Raw genomic sequence first — 18,895 nt, 5'->3', positions numbered from 1 at the left:
ATAAGGATAATACTAGTTTACACTGAATCGGCTGATGAAAAAAAGACCTCTTCTAGTCGTTGTTCCCAATCCAAAATTTCAATCGTATGCCTTTTTTGCGGTGATTGTGTTGTCGTATTACCACAAATATCACAGCACCGGTCCTGGACGATCGGTTGCTCATCAAAATGATTCAAGATGAACGTTCGTCGACACGTTATACTTTGAATATAATTTATCATTTGCATAAGTTCACGTAAACGTATCTTTTTTCGCTCTTCTTGCCAAGCGATGATGTCCTCACGCGACCAGCGATCACTGAGTTGCGATTTTAATAAACGATACGCTGGATCTTCGACATCTAACCCTAAACGCCGTTCCATCGTTTCAAGCGGTTCCTGACGTGCCATGCCCGCTAACAATTGGTCAATCCAAAGCACAGGGGCATACTGCTTTTCGACTAAAAACTGCTGTAGACGGTGATCCCCCTTTGCATAGAGCAGTAGCGCTGTCGACGGCGCTCCGTCTCGCCCTGCCCGACCGACTTCCTGCATATAGGCTTCAATCGTCGCCGGCATCGAGTAATGGATGACGGTCCGGACATTCCCTTTATTGACCCCCATGCCGAAGGCACTTGTACAGACGAGACACTCAATCTCATCATGTAAGAATTGTTGTTGGATCAATTGACGATCCTCTGCTTCGAGTCCTGCATGGTAGTATGTCGCCTTCGTGATTAGACGTGCGACACGCTCTGCTTCGTTTCTTGTCGTCGTATAGATGACACACGGACGTTCTACCTTCGTTAACCAGTTTACCAGCACATGATCTTTTTGATCAGGCTCAACGTCTTCGACGATAAATTGAATTTCCGGTCGATTGACGGAATGCCGGATAATCGTCGGGTCCGACAGCTCTAAGCCTCTTAACATATCCTGTTCCACTTGTTTCGTTGCTGTTGCCGTCAAAGCTAAACAAGTCGGGTTTCCGAGTTGTTTCTTTACGATTCCAAGCTTCGCGTACTCGGGGCGAAACTCATGACCCCATTGTGAAATACAATGCGCTTCATCCACGACGAATAAATTAATGTTTGTTTGCTGAAGCCGTTGTTTGACGTTCGGCATCGCCAATTGTTCCGGTGACAAATACAAATACCGAAGTTGACTCAGGTGACGTAAAATCTGCTCTTTTTGGTCTTTTGTTTCGTGCGACGTCAATTTAGCGACGGAACGTTCACCGCGACTTTTGATTTGCATGACTTGATCTTCAATCAACGATAAGAGCGGCGAAAGGATGACGGTCAACCCTTCTGGCAACAAATAGGACGGAAGTTGATAACAGATCGACTTCCCTCCCCCGGTCGGCAAGATGGCGACCGTATCGCGACCTGCTAAAACGGATGCAATGATGTCTTTTTGACCTGCTCGAAAGCGGTCATGCTTAAAATAACGTTTTAAGACAGTCTCCATCATCTCTCCTCCCATCTTTTTCGCGCTAACGCGATACGAATTTGAAAATAATCGGTCTCAAGCTTCAATTCACCTTTAATTCGTTTCAACGAAAATGTCTCGTTTCGATTTGCTACTTCAATCACTTCTTTAAATTGTGCATCCGATAAGAATTGGCTCCGCGGGAATACGTCACTGTACATCGCAATTTCGACGAGGTGATCTTCCATCGTGCTCTTCTTCAGGCGGCGCCGCTCGGAGATTTCATTCAAAGCAAATCCGTTACGTAACATATCCCACGTTTTCTGTGCTGATTGTGTCATCTTCGATTGATCAATATCTTCACCAAGACGTAAAATCAGTCCTGCTTCATCCAAGTGACGCAGACATTTTCGCCAAGCCATCATAAATTCCAAGCGGAGCGACAAGACGTCACTGTCAAGTTTCTCTTCAAGTTGCGGGTAAGACAAACCTGTTTTCAACCCCGACAAGCGGTAACTGATGAGCGTCGCTTCTTTTACCGACAGCTGACGCAACGCCTCTCGTAATTCATGGTACACCTGATCAATCCACTGCGTACGCTGCGGCATCCCTTTGACGTATCGCCGGACCCAGTCCTTTATCGCGACGTCTTGCTGAACCGGTACGAAAAATCGTTTTTGTTCGAGACAAACGACGGTTTGAATCAAAAGGCTTAAGCGTTTCCATAAAATGATTGGAAATCCACGCAATTCACCGCCCATGTCATCGATTAAAAACGGTACTTTGATCGAGGATTCACCAAGCTCCGTGATGCGCAACGTTTCCGCTCGTTCAATGAAACCCTGCTGTTCCAGCTCAAGCAGTAGCCGATCGAATGTTTCTCGTCGAAAGGGCAGCACCCCAAAGACAGTTTCTAATTCATAGAAATGTGCATCCTGGAGTGATGTTGCCGAACGCTTTCCTTGAAGGATATGAAAGAGGCTACGATCTGTCCGTTCACCCCGGAGACGACTAATGGTTTCTAACAAAACTTGATTGATGACAGTCAATTTCATCCACTCCCCCTCACCTTCGATCGGTTTGATTATATTTAAAGTATCGTCTTCATTCGTTTATATGTATAGCATAATTAGCTTGGCCTTTCCAAACCTCTTTCTTAGATTAACGCACCTACTGCGCCTTACCCGACTATTTCCATCGCATCCTGTTACTTTGTTTGAATACTTCTACCGCTTCCTCATTGAAAAGAACGCATGAGTCCGATACAATGACATATAGATGAGAACAATACTAGATCAATCATGTTTTCGAATAGAGAGGAGAAATACAAAATGGCTAAATTTACGATTGTCGATAAAGACACGTGTATCGCTTGTGGCGCTTGTGGTGCCGCAGCACCTGATATCTATGACTATGATGACGAGGGCTTAGCATACGTCATTCTAGACGATAACAAAGGGACAGCAGAAATCCCGGAAGCATTGTTCGATGACATGATTGACGCATTCGAAGGTTGCCCAACTGATTCAATTAAAGTGGCAGACGAATCATTCGAAGGCGACGCATTAAAATACGAATAAGTATTTGACAGTATGGTAGCTTCACGCCATGCTGTTTTTTTTATGACCATACATCAAAAAAGCTGTACGTCTCGACCCAATCGGTCGATCCGTACAGCTTTTTTTAACAAGAATACCTGAATGATCGTTATCGTTTCCCTTTGATGTACGGTACACCAACAGCTTTTGGTGCATCGGCGCGACCGACGACACCAGCAAGTGCAAGGATCGTTAAGACGTAAGGCGCAATCAAAAGATAGACTTGAGGAATTTGATCGAGTAATGGTAACTGTTGTCCGATAATCGAAATCGCTTGAGCGAAACCGAAGAACAAGGCAGCTGCCATTGCACCGAGCGGATTCCATTTTCCGAAAATCATCGCGGCGATCGCAAGGAAACCTTGCCCGAGAATCGTCGTCACGCTGAAGTTCAATGAAATCGAAGTTGCATAAACTGCACCCGCAAGACCACCGAATCCGCCTGAAATCATGACTCCGATAAAGCGCATCTTCGTGACGTTAATCCCCATCGTATCTGCTGCCATCGGATGTTCTCCGACAGAACGGAGACGAAGACCGAATGGTGTCTTAAAGACGACGAACCATGCCACAACTGCTAAGATGATCGCAATGTACGAAGTATAGTAGACGTTTGCAAAAAACATTTTTAAAACAGGAATATCAGATAGGAACGGCACATTCTCTTTCGAAATCCGGTTCGGAATCGAGTCTGTTTGTCCTTTTCCATAGAAGGCACGGACTAAGAAAATCGCAAGGCCAACTGCTAAGATATTGATTGCGACACCAAGTACCGTTTGGTCGGCACGGAACAAAATCGCAGGCACTGCAAGGAATAAAGCGAAGATTGCTCCAATGACGATAGCGATTAACATCGCAATCCATGGACTAGCAGCGCCGAATCCCATCTTCGATAATGTCAGGGCTGAAACAACACCCGTGAATGCACCCATGACCATCAAGCCTTCAAGCGCGATGTTGACGACACCAGAACGTTCACTAAAAATACCACCGAGCGCTGCAATGATCAATGGAGCCGAATAGGCAAGCGCAATCGGTACGATAATATAAAGTACATCTAGAAAGCCCATTATTTATCGGCTCCTTTCACTTTTTTGCCTTCTGCTCTTTTAACCGTCAGCTTTTCGATGACGAGACGGATCGCGTAACCGGAAGCGACGAAGATGATGATGAAGGCGATGATGATTTTAATCAGTTCTGGTGGAATCCCGATTTGTTGCATCGACAATCCGCCAATGTTGAGTCCGGCAAATAATAATGCGGCCAGAACAACTCCGATCGGGTTGTTCGCACCAAGTAAGGCGACGGCGATTCCGTCAAATCCAACACCCGTAAAGGATGCGTTTAGCGTCATGTTTTGGAATGTCCCTAACCCTTCCATCGCACCAGCAAATCCAGCGAATACACCAGAGATGACGAATGAGAGAATGATGTTCTTGTTGACACCCATACCGGCATACTCTGCAGCACTTTTATTAAATCCAACTGCACGTAACTCGTAACCAAGCGTCGTCTTCCAAAGAATGAACCAGAAGACGAGTGCGGCGACGATGGCAATGAAAATCCCATTGTGCAAACGCGAAAAATCCGTTAACTCTTGCAAGAATGGTGAAGCCAACGAAGCCGTTTCTTTGACTGAATCTGTCCGCTCGTTTTTGATTCCGATGACGTGACGTAAAATATCATTCGTCACATACAACGCGATGTAGTTCATCATGATTGACGTGATGACTTCATGGACATGGAAACGCGCTTTTAAAATACCTGGAACCGCAGCCCAAAGTGCGCCCGCTAAACCCGCTCCGATTAACGCGAGTGGCAAGTGGATTGCTGTCGGGAGATCGAAAGAAATCCCGATCCAGACCGCGACCATCCAACCGACTAAAACTTGACCTTCAACCCCGATGTTAAATAATCCCGTTCGAAAGGCAAAGGCGACGGCGAGACCCGCAAAAATCAATGGTGCTGCTGCACGCAACGTTTCTCCGATACTATACGGTTCACCAAAGATTCCGTAAAACAGTTGATCAAATCCAGCGATTGGGTCATAACCACCAATCAACATGACGATGGCACCAACTACCATACCGAGGATAATTGACAAGATTGGAATCAAAATCCCATAAAAACGTTCGAGTTTCATGAACGACCTACCTCCTCTTTCTTACCGCCAGCCATCAGGAAGCCGAGTTCAATTTCATTCGTTTCCTTAGGATCGAGAAAGGCTACTGTCCGTCCTTCATACAGAACGGCAATGCGGTCTGAGACTTGTAAAATTTCTTCGAGTTCAAACGAAATCAAGAGGACAGCGCGTCCTTTTTCCCGTTCAAGTACTAACTGCTCATGAATGAATTCAATTGCACCGACATCGAGTCCACGTGTTGGTTGCGCAGCAATTAATAAGTCAGGTGAACGATCGACTTCACGCGCGATGATGGCTTTTTGCTGGTTCCCGCCCGATAAGGCGCGAGCAAATGTTTCAGGACTTGGAGTTCGGACGTCGAACTTCTCAATTAACGTTTGAGCTTTTTCCATGACCTGCTTGTAGTTCATGATGCCTGCTTTTGAATACGGTTTTTGATAGTACGTTTGTAAGACCATGTTATGACCGATTGAATAATCAAGAACGAGTCCATGTTTATGACGGTCTTGAGGAATATGACCGATGCCCGCTTCCGTCACTTTCCGCGGCTTCAGGTTTTTGATTGATTTGTTGTTTAAGAATACTTCTCCGCTTTCGGCTCTTCTTAATCCTGTGATTGCTTCAATCAATTCAGTTTGACCATTCCCATCAATCCCTGCAATCCCGACAATTTCGCCGGCTCGAACATCTAAGTTCAGTCCGTCGACTGCTTTAATCCCACGACCGTCTTTAACGACGAGGTTTTTTACATCGAGAACGAGTTCTTGTGGATTTGCCTTGGAATACTCCGCATCAAAGTTTACTTCACGGCCAACCATCATTTCAGCGAGTCTCGACTGTGTCATCGTTTCATCGATATCAACTGTACCAATGTACTTACCACGACGAATCGTCGTACAGCGATCTGCCACTTCCATGATTTCCTTCAATTTATGTGTGATCAAGATGATCGACTTACCTTCAGCAATCAACCGATTCATGATTTGAATCAATTCTTTGATTTCCTGAGGCGTCAATACAGCCGATGGTTCATCGAAGATGAGAATGTCAGCTCCACGATACAGTGTCTTTAAAATCTCGACACGTTGTTGCATCCCGACTGAAATATCTTCAATTTTTGCATCTGGATCTACCGCAAGACCATACTGCTCCGAAATTTGGCGTACTTTCTCCCGGGCAGTTGCGCGGTCGATTTTGAGACCAGATTTCGGTTCTGCACCTAAAATGATGTTTTCCGTGACGGTGAAATTTTGAACGAGCATGAAGTGTTGATGCACCATGCCGATTCCAAGATCATTCGCGACGTTCGGACTTGTAATATTAACTTTTTCACCGCGTACACGAATTTCTCCAGCCTCAGGCTGATACAAACCAAATAAGACGTTCATCAGCGTCGATTTTCCGGCACCGTTTTCACCAAGTAAAGCGTGAATCTCACCTTTCCGAAGCTGGAGCGTGATATTATCATTTGCGACGAAACTGCCAAACTCTTTTCGTATGTTTAGCATCTCAATGACGTATTCCAAGAAAATCCACTCCCATGTTTAGTTTAAAAGGGGAGGCCGCAATGCTAGCGACCCCCGCTTCCATTTTATTAAAGTGATGCTTCGTACTCTTTATACTCATCGTCAGTTGCTGGAACTGTGATCTTTCCATCGATGATTTGCTTTTTGTAGTCTTCGACTTTCGTCAAGACGTCTTTTTCAATGTTGTCTTGTGAAGGTGCGATATCAACGCCGCCGTCTTTAAGACCGAATTCTACGACTTTACCTGCTGGGAAGTTGCCATCTTTCGTATCTTTCGCAACTTGTTCAACTGCTGTATCAACACGCTTAACCATTGACGTCAATGTAACGTTTTCTGGCATACCTTCTTCGACTTGGTCACGGTCAACACCGATGACCCAAACATCTTCACCGTTTTTCTTACGGTTTTTCGCTTCTGTGAAGACACCTTGTCCTGTACCACCAGCTGCGTGATAAATCACGTCAACTTTCTTGCCGTACATCCCTGAAGCAATTGCTTGTCCTTTTTCAGCAGCATTGAAATCTTCTGCATATTGAACTTCAACTTTTGCATCTGGGTTGACAGCCATGACGCCTGCTTTAAATCCACTTTCAAACTTTTTGATTAAGTCTGAGTTTACGCCACCGACGAATCCGACTTTATCTGTTTTCGTAGTAAGACCCGCGACGACACCGACGAGGAACGAACCTTCGTTTTCCTTGAAGACGATTGACGCGACGTTCGGCTTATCAACGACCATATCGACGAGTGCAAAGTTCTTGTCGTCAAACTGATCCGCTACTTTACCGATGTCTTCTGCCATCAAGAACCCGATTCCGAGAATCAAGTCGTAGTTCGCACGTGCTAATTGTTGTAAGTTCGGTTGATAATCCGATTGTTTTGCTGATTGAAGGTATTTGTAACCAGTTCCTTCTTCCAAATCGTTATCTTTACCGAACTTCTGAATGCCTTCCCATGCAGATTGGTTGAATGATTTATCATCAACACCGCCTGTATCTGTGACCATACCTACTTTGAAGCCGTCTTTTTCGCCGCTTCCTGAATCTTTAGAATCATCGTTGCTACCACATGCTGCGAGTACCGAACTCATTGCTAAACCTGTTGCTGCTAATGCGAGAAGTGACTTCTTTTTCATCTGAAATAATCCCCTTTCGAATATGGTCATACAAAGTTCCTGACTACGTCAAGCACCTGAGGCTGGTGATGAGGAGCGTTACGTAGGTTTGCGGAAGCGCTTTCAGTAAAACTCCTAAAACAATCGATTATACACGTTTACGGATGACATGGAAATCAAACTTATCCGCACGGAAATAGTTCGCTGAATAAAGAACGGATCGGTCGAGCTCATCATAATGCGTTTGTCGCAACGCGAGCAAGGGTTGGTCCGTATGTAATTGTTCAGCGATTTTCGGATCGATTCGAGGTTCGATATGCGTCACCGCATGTGTGACCCGACGACCTAGTTCTTTTTCTAGTGCGTCGAACAGTGAAGTCGAAGACGTAAACTGTTCTTCATTTTTAATATAATGGCTTGGAATCTTATCGACGCAATAGACAACAGGAACATCTCCTGCAAGTCGGATTCGTTCGATTCGATAAACCAGTTCATCCGGACCAAGTTGGAAACGTTCTCGGTCACGTTCTGTCGGTTGAACCATTTCTGAAGATAAGACTTCAGACGTTGGAATCATCCCAGCGCGCGCAATCATCTCCGTCACACTGTACAATTCTTCAATCCCCGACGTGAATGGTGGTCTTGCATTGATAAACGTACCGACACCGTGTTTACGGATGACGATGTTCTCATCTTCAAGAATTCGTAAAGCCTCCCGAAGAGTCGCTCGACTAACGCCAAGTTGCTTTGAAAGTTCAAACTCTGAAGGTAGTTTCTCGCCTTCCTTGTAAACGCCGTCATCGATGTCAGACTTAATCTTTTCAATCACTCGTAAGTAAAGCAAACGATGATCTAATTTAATCGACATGACGCATCTCCATCCTCTATCTAGTTGTAACCAGTGCTCAGACTTCTGACGTATGAGAACTCCAGCCAAGATAAGTATATGACGTCGAACACAATCCTGCAATCATTTTGTAACAGGTTAGAAGTCTGACTTCTGGCGCTTTTGTAACCCTTTTCATATCGTATCTATTGTTGGAAGAAAATAGGGCGTTCTACCTAAGAATGCCCGCTCTTCCTTTGACGCTTATTGTTCAGGTACTTCTGTTTTACCTGAAATGACTTTTTCTTTCGCTTGTTCGAGCATGTCGAGTGTCTTTTTCGAGATTTTTTCTGACTCAATGATGTCAACGCCTTGCTCTTTCAAACCGTAACGAATCGTCTCTCCACCTGTGAGTTTTCCAGCTTTCGCTTCATTCGCTGTATCTTTGACAGCTAAGTCCACTCGTTTGATGACAGATGTCAACGTGACATCTTCTGGCATGCCTTCTTCTTGTTGGTCACGATCGACACCGATGACAGCAACTTCTTCTCCATTTTTCTTCCGGTTTTTCGCTTCTGTGAAGACGCCGTTTCCTGTTCCACCGGCTGCCGGGAAAATGATATCTGCCCCTTTACCATACATGCCTGCTGCGATTGCTTGTCCTTTTTCAGGTGCAGCGAAATCTTCTGCGTACTGTACGTCGACTTTGATGTTCGGATTAACGGATTTTGCCCCAGCTTCAAAGCCTGCCCGGAAGCGTTCGATTACATCCATCTTCATTCCACCGACAAACCCGATGTGATCTGTTTTCGTTTCCATCGCGGCAACGATTCCCGCAAGGTAGGCACCTTCGTTTTCTTTAAACGTAATCGATGTCACGTTGTCTCCTTCGACGACGTTATCGATAATTGCAAACTGTGTATCTTTAAACTGATCGGCAACCGTTTTGATATCTTCATTAAACGTATTTCCAATCCCAAAAATCAAATCTTCTCCCGCTCGTGCAAGACGCGATAAGTTCGGTTGGTAATCTTGTTGCGATTTTGATTGAAGGTACGAATAACCCTCATTTTTCTGAAGGTCGTTTTCTTTTCCATACGCTTGCAGACCTTCCCACGCCGACTGGTTAAACGATTTATCATCGATTCCGCCTTTATCGGCAACCATTGCGACAGAAAACTCGTCCTTGTTTCCCTTTGCACTATCATCTGAACCTCCACATGCTGCGAGTCCCACTGTTGCTACCGTCATTGCTGACACAAGTACCTGTTTTTTCTTCATTGTCATTCATCTCCTCTTCCAACTATGTGAGCGCTTTCATTATCTATTTGTGTAAAAGTCGCTCACTTACCTCTGTGAGAGGTAGGTCAACTCATATGACTGAGTATGACAAAACATGCGTATAAAATCAACAGACGTCTGACAACTATTTTCCTGAAAGCGTTCTCATTTAGACTTTTTTTTATATTTTCTTACACGTAAAGAAAACCAACGCTCATTATGTGAACGCTGGTTCTCTGTTATTACTTAACGTCCGATGACTCGGCGTGGTTTCGATCCTTCTGACGGACCGACGAGACCATTCTCTTCTAATGCATCGATCAGTCGTGCAGCGCGATTATAACCAATCCGATACTTCCGCTGTATCATTGACGTCGAGGCTGTATCTTGCGTCAAGATGAACTGAACAACCTCATCATATAACGGATCGTCGACGTCAGATTCACCCTCAGGAACATCTTTTGGAATCATTGCTTCCACGTACTGTGCTTTTTGTTGACTGATGACATGGTTGACGACTTTTTCAACCTCTTCGTCCGATAAGAACGCCCCTTGGACACGAACAGGTTTATTCATCCCATTTCCAAGGAGCAGCATGTCCCCTCGTCCGAGTAGCTTATCTGCCCCGCTCGTATCGAGGATGGTGCGAGAATCCGTTCCACTCGATACGCTGAAAGCAATCCGAGACGGTATGTTCGCTTTGATGACACCCGTGATGATATCGACACTTGGCCGTTGTGTTGCGATGACCATATGAATGCCGGCTGCCCGTGCCATCTGAGCAAGACGCATGATGGCATCTTCGACTTCGTTTGAAGCGACCATCATCAAATCTGCTAACTCATCGACAATGACGACGATGTACGGTAAACGCTGATGGACTTTTTCTTCCGCATTCATCTTATCAATCAATGCATTGTAGCCTTCGATGTTGCGGGCGCCGTTCTGACTGAAGATTTCATACCGCCGTTCCATCTCTGAAACGACTTGTTTTAAGGCTTGCGCAGCTTTTTTCGGATCGGTGACGACGGGTGCAAGAAGATGCGGAATACCATTGTAGACATTCAACTCAACCATTTTCGGATCGATCATCATCAAACGGACTTCATCCGGTCGTGCCCGCATCAATATCGAGACGATCATCCCATTGATACAGACTGACTTCCCGGATCCCGTCGATCCTGCGACTAACACGTGTGGCATTTTGTTTAACTTCGCCGTCACGGTCTCTCCCGAGATACTCCGTCCAAGAGCGACAAGTAATCGATCAGGATCGGCTTGAACGCTTTCTGCTCCGAGGACTTCCCGAAGTGAGACCATCGCCACTTCACGATTCGGCACCTCGATCCCGACCGCTGCCTTTCCCGGAATCGGTGCTTCGATTCGAATGTCCTTCGCAGCGAGCGCGAGCGCCAGGTCATCTGCGAGTCCCGTAATCCGACTGAGCTTGATTCCTTGATGCGGTTCAATTTCATACTTCGTGACACTTGGACCTAAATGAATTTTTAAGACCTTTGCCCCAATCCCGAACGACTTTAAAGTCGCAATCAATTTCGTTGCATTGTCCTTGAGGCGTTTGTTCTCACCTGATAAATCTTTTGATGTCGGTTCCATCAATAATTCAAGAGAAGGCAATTGGTATCCGTCCGGTGTTTCAGTCATCGTCAACGGACCTTGTAGTTCAGCCGCCTGCGGTTCGACATGGTCCGCGAACCCGATGATCGGGACGTCTTGAATACTCTCCACTGCATCTTCTGGTTCGTTTTCCGGAAGTGACGGCACAGTAGTCTCCTGTTTAGCTGTTGTTGGTTTTGCTTGCCGTTCGAGTGGTTTACGTTCTTTTTGTTTTTTAGCTTCTTTGACAGGACGCTCCTTGCGTTCAGGTAAAGATCGCTCACGATTTCGAAACGCTTCCACCCGCTCGAGCATTCCATGCGCCAGTTCACTGAAGAATAACGGATGAAGCAGGTGCACGCTTGTGCCAATTAAAAACAACCCAATCAAGAAGGCACCAAAACTCGAAATGTAATAGGCCGATCCTTGATAGAGCCAAGCATTTAATGTACCCCTCGGCTCTCCTAATATTAAATCAATCCAAATTAAAAGACCGGCTGCGAGTAAACTGATCGCCCATTTTTTTTGTCGCTCGAGTTGCGATAGGAACAAGAGGAGCAAACTCCCTGACAAGCCATAAAGCAACGAGCCGAATTGACCGACCGTATCAAAAGCGAACTCGGCGAACTTCTCACCGACTCGTCCAAATTCTCCTAACGCAAGAAGATAGGCTAGTAATAACAAAACAGCGAAAACACCTACATATGTACGATATTGAATCGGAGGGCGTTGTTTTTTAGCCGGCGGTCGTTTCCGTGCCGTCGTTTGTTTGCGAACAGGTTTCTTTTTTGTCGTCGCCATCTATACTACCTCCTGATAAAAAAACGACTCAGCTGACCAGGAATTGGTCGATCTGAGTCGCTCTTCTTGTTAAATCTCCATGATGATCGGCAAAATCATTGGACGACGTTTTGTCTGTTCATATAGATAAGAACTCAGCTTATCTCGGATCAACGACTTCATTTCAGTCCAATCGAGTTCTCCCGTTAATTTTCCTTGGAGTTGTTTCGCGACGATTCGGTTAGCCTCATTGATCATATCTTCTGACTCACGCATGTAGACGAATCCACGTGAGATGATTTCTGGGCCTGACACGATCGTTTTGTTCTTCCGACTAATCGTGATGACGCAGAGAACGACACCATCTTGAGACAAGAGACGACGGTCACGTAAGACGATGTTCCCGACATCTCCTACACCAATCCCGTCAATCAACACATTTCCGGCATTCACTTTACGTGACATACGTGCTTTACGTTTTTCAAATTCGACCACATCACCATTTTCAATAATGAAGATGTTGTTTGCATTGACACCTACCGTCTGTGCGAGACGACTATGCGCTTTTTGCATCCGGAATTCTCCGTGAATCGGAATAAAGAACTTCGGTTTGATTAAGTTGAGCATCAACTTCAAGTCTTCTGCGTGACCGTGACCAGACACGTGAACTTTACGTTGGTTATAAATGACGTTCGCCCCGGCACGGAACAACAGATCGATTGTTTTCGAAACCGATTTCTCGTTCCCTGGAATTGGTGACGCTGCGACGACGACTGTATCGTTAAGACGGATGTTGACTTGTTTATGTGCATTGCGTGCCATCCGTGTTAATGCCGCCATCGGCTCGCCTTGTGAACCGGTCGTCAAGATGACGACTTGGTTATCATCGAGGCGATTGATTTCTGATAACTCAATCAATGTTTTTTGCTTGAACCGTAAATAGTTCAAACGTTGCGCGACTTCGACGATGTTGACCATACTTCGTCCGACGACTGCAACTTTCCGGTTATTCGCTTCGGCCGCTGCGAATACTTGTTGCAAGCGGTGAACGTTCGATGCGAACGATGCAACGATAACACGACCTGGTGCTTCATAGATGACGTCGTTCAATTCGGACCCGACCGTCGACTCTGAACCGGACATCCCTGGCCGCTCTGCATTCGTTGAATCAGATAGAAGACATAAAACGCCCCGTTGCCCGATTGCTGCAATCTTACCGAAATCTGCTTGTTTCCCGTCAACTGGTGTGTAGTCAAACTTGAAATCCCCCGTATGAACGATGGCTCCTTGTGATGTTTGGATACAAACCCCGACCGCATCCGGTATCGAGTGGTTGACGCGGAAGAACGTAATGAAATGTCCCGCAACGGTTAATTTCGTCTTGGCATCAATTGGACGAAGATCTGCCTTCTTCAATAAACCGGCTTCTTTTAATTTGATTTCAATCAATCCGAGTGTCAGGCGTGTCCCGTATACAGGCACTTTCAAGTCACGTAAGACGTAACTGAGTGCGCCGATATGGTCTTCGTGACCGTGCGTGATGAAAATCCCTTGAATCCGTTCTTTGTTTTCCTTCAGATAACTTATGTCTGGAATGACTTTGTCAATTCCAAGCATCTCATCTCCTGGGAACATCAAGCCAGCATCGATTACGAAGATGTCCTCGTCGAGTTCGACGACGTACATGTTCTTACCGATTTCACCAGCCCCACCAAGAGCAAAGACGCTTACTTTTTCCGTCTTTTTCTTTGACACAACATGACCTCCTATTTGTATTCACTTTTCGTGAGCCGTCCACTTATCACTATCACTATTCTAGCCGAACTTTGCCTTCCTGCCAACAACGGGACTAGGAAAATTAAAAAAAAACGTCATACCGAATCAGAACATGTCCGGTATGACGCTTCATCAGGATTCAAGCAAGTGCTCGATTTCCTCAGTTCGATTGGCCTTTTCTTGCTTACTCGGTCGTGCACCGGACTTCAATTCACTTAAAGAATAATTGAAATTCATCTCGAAATGCGGATAATCAACAAAACGCTTCCAGTCGCCACCCCACTCAAATCCAAGGGCTTTACCAACATCGGCGACCTCTCGCCAATCACTCTTGCCTGTTTGATTGCCATCGTAGTCAATGTCATATGAAATCCCGCCATCAATCATTTGTACGAAGTCAATCGCTAGACCGTAGTTATGCATTGATTCCCCGCCACGCGCATTTGTTACGATGTCACCAGGCGTTGAACGACCTTGTGCATAGAGGGCATCCTGTTGTTTTTCAGTGCGATAACCTTGCGTGATTCGAATATCGATATCGTAGCAAGAGTGGCTAATTCGAATCAAATCCTCTGCCCCTGCTTCGACTGCCGGGTGGAGCTGTTTGAGGTTGTCGCGACTAGCATTAATCAAACGGTTCTCCCCTGCTACATCCCGGGGACAGCTGTCAATTCCTAAATCTGGTTGGTCTAGTAGAACAGACGGTAAACGATTTGTTGAAGCGGCAAGAAACAACCCGACCGCGAACATCGCGAATAAAAACAAGATCCAGGCAAAGATTGTCCCTCTCTTCATTAGCGACGGAACTTCTTCCGTAATCGCTTCAGAATCGGTAGACCTGTTTCAAGCACAAGATAAAGAGGTTTGTTGAGAACGTAATCAAATTCTCCGATTTTTTCAATCATCGTACTGCCCCAGCCCGACTTGAATGCGTATAACCCTGCATAGTGATCATCCGGGTCCGTCGATCCACTGACGCCACCAAAATCATACGATACGGCGCCGTGCGCTTTGGCATATTGCATCATCGTCCACTGCATCAAGTGATTCGGCATGAACTCACGATACTCATTTGACGACGCACCATATAAATAGTAAGAACGACGACCGGCAAGCGTCAATAATCCGCCAGAGAGAATGACGCCGTCCGGATGCTTCGCGGCAATTGCCATCAACTCAGTTTTTGATTTCTCAGCCTTGTCGATTTGTGCTGTCGTCTGTTCGAGACGATTGTTCAGACTCTTGATTTTTTTCTCCGTCGTCTCCTTTTCAAGCTGTCGGTGGATTTTTGCCAATTCGCGATCAGCTTGTAACAATAATGCTTCCGTGCTTTCAAGTGCCTTCGCCGCATCAAGTTTTGTTAAAAAGAGTGCCGCATCCCCGTTCGGACGCAAATGATCATAGAGATTTTCGAAGTAGTCAAGACCACGGATCGAGAACCCGTCCCGTTCGCCTGTTTCGACCATCAACTTCGCGAACGTTTTCAGTTCTTCACGACTCGCTTCATAGCAAACAATTCCTTTTCGTTCAGCCAGTCGGACGTTGTAGCGAAACTTTGAATGAAACCGATCAAAGATTTCTTTCTCCGTTCCTTCAAGGCTCGTCTCCATCGTAAAACGCGGTTGCGCATGATCGAAGCCGCCACCAAAACCATTGTGCTTAAATCCGAGGGCCATCATTTCTGTCAGCAGTGTCGGGTCCTCATCACGATCAATGTTCGGATCCAATTTGATGGCGATGGCTTTATGTTGTTTTGCCACCTTAATCGCGAGATCACGCAGTGCTGTGACGGCTTCTTTATTTGCATAATCGACGACAAATCCGCGCGGTGCGTAACATAACGTAAACGGTAGTTTCGGCACTTGCTTAAATAAGAGTAAAGCGACACCGATTGGTTGACCGTCCGGCGTTCCAACAGCAATCCGCTGATGGGTCCATCCTGTCGCCTGTTTGACGTCTCCCCATGCCGGCAACTGTAATAAGTCCCCTTTTGGATGTGTTTTAACAAACGCTTCAAATCGTTCTGTCGTTAATTCAAGTGGTTGATAATTCACTGCTTTTCCTCCAATTGGCGTATCATCTCTTTGACGATTTGTTCTTCGTCGAGTGGTGTTTTTTCGTCACCAATGATTTGATATTTTTCATGCCCTTTTCCTGCGAGAATGACGATATTATCGGGACGTGCAAGACTCGCTGCATATCGAACGGCTTCGACTCGATCGCCAATTTCGACGAATTGGTCATGAAGCATCCCTGACGCAATCCCTGATGTGATCGACTCATAAGACTCAAAGCGCGGATCATCCGTCGTGACGATGACCGTCCCGGCATAGGTCGATGCCAATTGTCCCATCATCGGACGTTTCGTCACATCCCGATTTCCACCTGTTCCAATCAAGAAAATAATCTTCTCTTTCGGGACATCGACGAGTGCCTTCAGACATTGCTCGATTCCATCTGGTGTATGGGCGTAATCGACATAGACATTATACCCGTCGATCGGTAAACGTTGCATCCGCCCTTGGGCTGGCTGAATCTGAGTGATCGCGTTCGAAATCTCAGGTAAACGATAGCCGAGTGATAATAAGATACCTGTTGCGAGCAACAAGTTATAGACGTTAAAACGACCAATGAATTGGACCGTCAATTCAATCGACTCTTCTTGATAATCCATCGTAAATGTCGTCTCTTGAAGTGTCTGTGTAATGTTGTGTGCCTGCAAATCCGCGGGCTGATCAATGCCATATGTTAACACGCGCGCACCCGTCATCATCTCAAACAATTCACTTGTCGCATCGTCTGCATTCAAGACGGCTACCTTTTCATCCGATAGGCGCTGTCCGAGTTGTGCAAACAATAACCCTTTTGCGCGGGCGTAGTTTTCGAACGTCTTATGGAAATCGAGATGGTCATGCGTTAAGTTCGTAAATCCTGCCACATCAAAATCCGCGCCCGTGACACGTCCTAGCTCTAATCCATGCGACGATACCTCCATAATGACGTCTTCAACGCCCTCTTGGTACATCTGATGGAAAAATGCTTGCAGTTCCGAGCTTTGTGGCGTCGTATTCCGACTTGGAACGACACGGTCACCAATCTTCACTTCGACGGTCCCGATGATTCCTGTCTTACGCCCTAGGCGCGCCAAGACGTCACGAACAATCGTCGTCGTCGTCGTTTTTCCGTTTGTTCCTGTAATGCCAATCATCCGCATTTTTTCGGAAGGATAATCATAGAATTTCCCTGCAAGTTCAGCGATTGCCCGCGTCGTACTTCTGACAAGAATGACAGGAATCGTCACATCGAGCGCGTGTTCAGCGATGATTGCAATTGCTCCGCTCGATTCAGCCTGTCGAGCGTAATCGTGTCCATCTACTGTATATCCTTTAATCGCGACAAATAATGTCCCAGGCTTCACGTCACGTGAATCTGTCGTCAAAGAGACGACTTCCGCATCTACCATCCGTTCAATTTTTTGAATTTGGATGGCTTCGATTAATTCAGCTAAATTCAAGGGTATTCCTTCTTTCTCGACAACATGTTTTCTGTATGGTTTTTTTAGTTGAGAGCTTCTCTCACACGGTTTCTTCTTCCATTTCCGGTAAGATATACGCTTTTGCTGGTGGTTCTTCGAAGATATGTGTGATCAATCCTTGAATATCTTCTTTAGTGATGCGCTCCACCTCTTCGATGACTTCTTCTAACGTCGGGTGTTTTTCCAGATGAAGTTCATTTCGTGCATTTCGGTTCATGTGACTTGATGTTCCTTCATTCCCGAGAATGAGTGAACCTTTCAGTTGCTCGATGCCATCTTCAACTTCTTTATCCGTCAAACCATTCGCGAGCAACAGTTTGATTTCTGCTTCTAAGACATCTTCGACTTCCTTCAGTGTTTCGTGTGAAGTACCGACGTAAATCGTGAACGTCCCATGGTCGTCAAATGTCGTGTAGTACGAAAAGACAGAGTACGCCAGTCCGCGTTCTTCACGAATGGATTGGAACAAGCGGCTAGACATCGTCGCTCCGAAGGCATTATTCAATAATGCAAGTCCCGGTAAACGATCGTCCGTAGAATCGATTGCACGGAAATTATAACAAAGATGGACCTGTTCTGTATCCTTTTCCTTACGGATTACATCATTTTTTAGTTCGGGAAGCTGAATCGGACGCGAGATTTCACTCGGTGTCATGACACTGAACCGCTCCTTCACTTGTTCCACTAAAGCATCCGATACGTGACCCGCAATCGAGATGACGATTTGGTCCGGTGCATACGCCTGTTTCATGTATTCCGTAATCATCTGCCGATTGATTTTAAGAACACTCTCTTCCGTCCCAAGGATTGGTCGCGCCATGACGTCCTCGCCATAGGCTGCGATCGCGAGCAGTTCATGGACGAGATCATCTGGTGTATCTTCGTACATCTTGATTTCTTCGATGACGACCCGTTTCTCTTTTTCGAGTTCTTCTTCGTCGAACGTCGAGTCGAGGAACATATCCGCTAGGACATCAAATGCCGTCGCTGCATGTTCATCTAATGTCTTAACGTAATAACACGTTTGATCCTTACTTGTGAATGCATTAATATTTCCACCAAGTCGGTCGAAGTAAACCGCAATCTCTTTCGCCGAGAACTGTTCTGTCCCTTTAAAGACCATATGTTCGATTAAATGACTGATTCCATGTTCCTCAAGCGTTTCTGTTCGTGAGCCGGCCTTGATGAAAATTCCTGTTGCTACGCTCCGCGCGCTCGGCATCCGTTCGATGATGATTCGTACTCCGTTTTGTAGCTGTATCCGTTCGACCATAATAGTTTCCTCCTGAATCG

Annotated in this window: 15 protein-coding genes; 1 reads left to right on the top strand and 14 read right to left on the bottom strand. The window is 45.9% G+C overall.

Annotated features, from left to right (window positions below; genetic code table 11):
- Positions 1–17 precede the first annotated feature (17 nt).
- Positions 18–1,448 carry a RecQ family ATP-dependent DNA helicase gene (locus KNQ05_RS04040; RefSeq protein ID WP_251132446.1) on the bottom strand — a complete coding sequence of 477 codons (1,431 nt, stop codon included), beginning with the start codon at positions 1,446–1,448 and terminating at the stop codon, positions 18–20.
- A complete protein-coding gene (locus tag KNQ05_RS04035) occupies positions 1,448–2,464 on the bottom strand; it encodes a YpbB family protein (protein WP_214768572.1) in 1,017 nt (338 codons plus the stop codon). Before KNQ05_RS04035 ends, KNQ05_RS04040 begins: the two co-directional genes overlap by 1 nt.
- A gap of 276 nt (positions 2,465–2,740) precedes the next feature.
- Between KNQ05_RS04035 and KNQ05_RS04030 the strand changes: the two genes are divergently transcribed.
- The gene (locus tag KNQ05_RS04030; RefSeq protein ID WP_012370689.1) at positions 2,741–2,989 is read left to right on the top strand and encodes a ferredoxin; all 249 of its coding nucleotides are present in this window, start codon (positions 2,741–2,743) and stop codon (positions 2,987–2,989) included.
- A 127-nt stretch (positions 2,990–3,116) separates the two neighbouring features.
- On the opposite strand, the gene KNQ05_RS04025 is transcribed toward KNQ05_RS04030, so the two are convergent.
- The 12 genes from KNQ05_RS04025 to KNQ05_RS03970 form a co-directional block, all read right to left on the bottom strand.
- A complete protein-coding gene (locus KNQ05_RS04025; RefSeq protein ID WP_029330703.1) occupies positions 3,117–4,076 on the bottom strand; it encodes an ABC transporter permease in 960 nt (319 codons plus the stop codon).
- A complete protein-coding gene (locus KNQ05_RS04020; RefSeq protein WP_088837335.1) occupies positions 4,076–5,149 on the bottom strand; it encodes an ABC transporter permease in 1,074 nt (357 codons plus the stop codon). Before KNQ05_RS04020 ends, KNQ05_RS04025 begins: the two co-directional genes overlap by 1 nt.
- On the bottom strand, positions 5,146–6,675 hold the full coding sequence (locus tag KNQ05_RS04015) for an ABC transporter ATP-binding protein (RefSeq protein ID WP_088837336.1): 1,530 nt from the start codon (positions 6,673–6,675) through the stop codon (positions 5,146–5,148). Before KNQ05_RS04015 ends, KNQ05_RS04020 begins: the two co-directional genes overlap by 4 nt.
- Positions 6,676–6,743: 68 nt before the next feature.
- Entirely contained in the window at positions 6,744–7,811 is a 1,068-nt protein-coding gene (locus tag KNQ05_RS04010) for a BMP family lipoprotein (protein WP_029330708.1), read from the bottom strand.
- Between the two features lie 127 nt (positions 7,812–7,938).
- On the bottom strand, positions 7,939–8,658 hold the full coding sequence (locus KNQ05_RS04005) for a GntR family transcriptional regulator (RefSeq protein WP_029330710.1): 720 nt from the start codon (positions 8,656–8,658) through the stop codon (positions 7,939–7,941).
- 222 nt (positions 8,659–8,880) lie between these two features.
- Positions 8,881–9,897 (bottom strand): BMP family lipoprotein, encoded by a 1,017-nt coding sequence (locus KNQ05_RS04000; RefSeq protein WP_214765118.1) that lies wholly within the window; start codon positions 9,895–9,897, stop codon positions 8,881–8,883.
- 246 nt (positions 9,898–10,143) lie between these two features.
- Positions 10,144–12,312, bottom strand: coding sequence for a DNA translocase FtsK (locus KNQ05_RS03995; RefSeq protein ID WP_214804431.1), 2,169 nt, complete (start codon positions 12,310–12,312; stop codon positions 10,144–10,146).
- A gap of 69 nt (positions 12,313–12,381) precedes the next feature.
- On the bottom strand, positions 12,382–14,046 hold the full coding sequence (locus tag KNQ05_RS03990) for a ribonuclease J (RefSeq protein WP_029330716.1): 1,665 nt from the start codon (positions 14,044–14,046) through the stop codon (positions 12,382–12,384).
- A 153-nt stretch (positions 14,047–14,199) separates the two neighbouring features.
- Positions 14,200–14,862 carry a M15 family metallopeptidase gene (locus KNQ05_RS03985; RefSeq protein ID WP_088837339.1) on the bottom strand — a complete coding sequence of 221 codons (663 nt, stop codon included), beginning with the start codon at positions 14,860–14,862 and terminating at the stop codon, positions 14,200–14,202.
- Positions 14,862–16,121 carry a lipid II:glycine glycyltransferase FemX gene (locus KNQ05_RS03980; protein WP_029330720.1) on the bottom strand — a complete coding sequence of 420 codons (1,260 nt, stop codon included), beginning with the start codon at positions 16,119–16,121 and terminating at the stop codon, positions 14,862–14,864. Before KNQ05_RS03980 ends, KNQ05_RS03985 begins: the two co-directional genes overlap by 1 nt.
- Positions 16,118–17,581 (bottom strand): UDP-N-acetylmuramoyl-L-alanyl-D-glutamate--2,6-diaminopimelate ligase, encoded by a 1,464-nt coding sequence (locus tag KNQ05_RS03975; protein ID WP_088837340.1) that lies wholly within the window; start codon positions 17,579–17,581, stop codon positions 16,118–16,120. Before KNQ05_RS03975 ends, KNQ05_RS03980 begins: the two co-directional genes overlap by 4 nt.
- Positions 17,582–17,642: 61 nt before the next feature.
- Entirely contained in the window at positions 17,643–18,875 is a 1,233-nt protein-coding gene (locus tag KNQ05_RS03970; protein WP_088837341.1) for a M16 family metallopeptidase, read from the bottom strand.
- Positions 18,876–18,895 lie beyond the last annotated feature (20 nt).

The sequence above is a fragment of the Exiguobacterium sp. s125 genome (assembly GCF_018618605.1).
Lineage (GTDB): Bacteria > Bacillota > Bacilli > Exiguobacteriales > Exiguobacteriaceae > Exiguobacterium_A > Exiguobacterium_A oxidotolerans.
This window is presented reverse-complemented; position numbering and strand designations above follow the sequence as displayed.

Coding starts and splice junctions, on each gene's coding strand:
- KNQ05_RS04000 (WP_214765118.1), bottom strand. CDS start 9,897: ATGAAGAAAAAACAGGTACTTGTGTCAGCAATGACGGTAGCAACAGTG.
- KNQ05_RS04035 (WP_214768572.1), bottom strand. CDS start 2,464: ATGAAATTGACTGTCATCAATCAAGTTTTGTTAGAAACCATTAGTCGT.
- KNQ05_RS03970 (WP_088837341.1), bottom strand. CDS start 18,875: ATGGTCGAACGGATACAGCTACAAAACGGAGTACGAATCATCATCGAA.
- KNQ05_RS04020 (WP_088837335.1), bottom strand. CDS start 5,149: ATGAAACTCGAACGTTTTTATGGGATTTTGATTCCAATCTTGTCAATT.
- KNQ05_RS03985 (WP_088837339.1), bottom strand. CDS start 14,862: ATGAAGAGAGGGACAATCTTTGCCTGGATCTTGTTTTTATTCGCGATG.
- KNQ05_RS04040 (WP_251132446.1), bottom strand. CDS start 1,448: ATGGAGACTGTCTTAAAACGTTATTTTAAGCATGACCGCTTTCGAGCA.
- KNQ05_RS03995 (WP_214804431.1), bottom strand. CDS start 12,312: ATGGCGACGACAAAAAAGAAACCTGTTCGCAAACAAACGACGGCACGG.
- KNQ05_RS04030 (WP_012370689.1), top strand. CDS start 2,741: ATGGCTAAATTTACGATTGTCGATAAAGACACGTGTATCGCTTGTGGC.
- KNQ05_RS04005 (WP_029330710.1), bottom strand. CDS start 8,658: ATGTCGATTAAATTAGATCATCGTTTGCTTTACTTACGAGTGATTGAA.
- KNQ05_RS04010 (WP_029330708.1), bottom strand. CDS start 7,811: ATGAAAAAGAAGTCACTTCTCGCATTAGCAGCAACAGGTTTAGCAATG.
- KNQ05_RS04025 (WP_029330703.1), bottom strand. CDS start 4,076: ATGGGCTTTCTAGATGTACTTTATATTATCGTACCGATTGCGCTTGCC.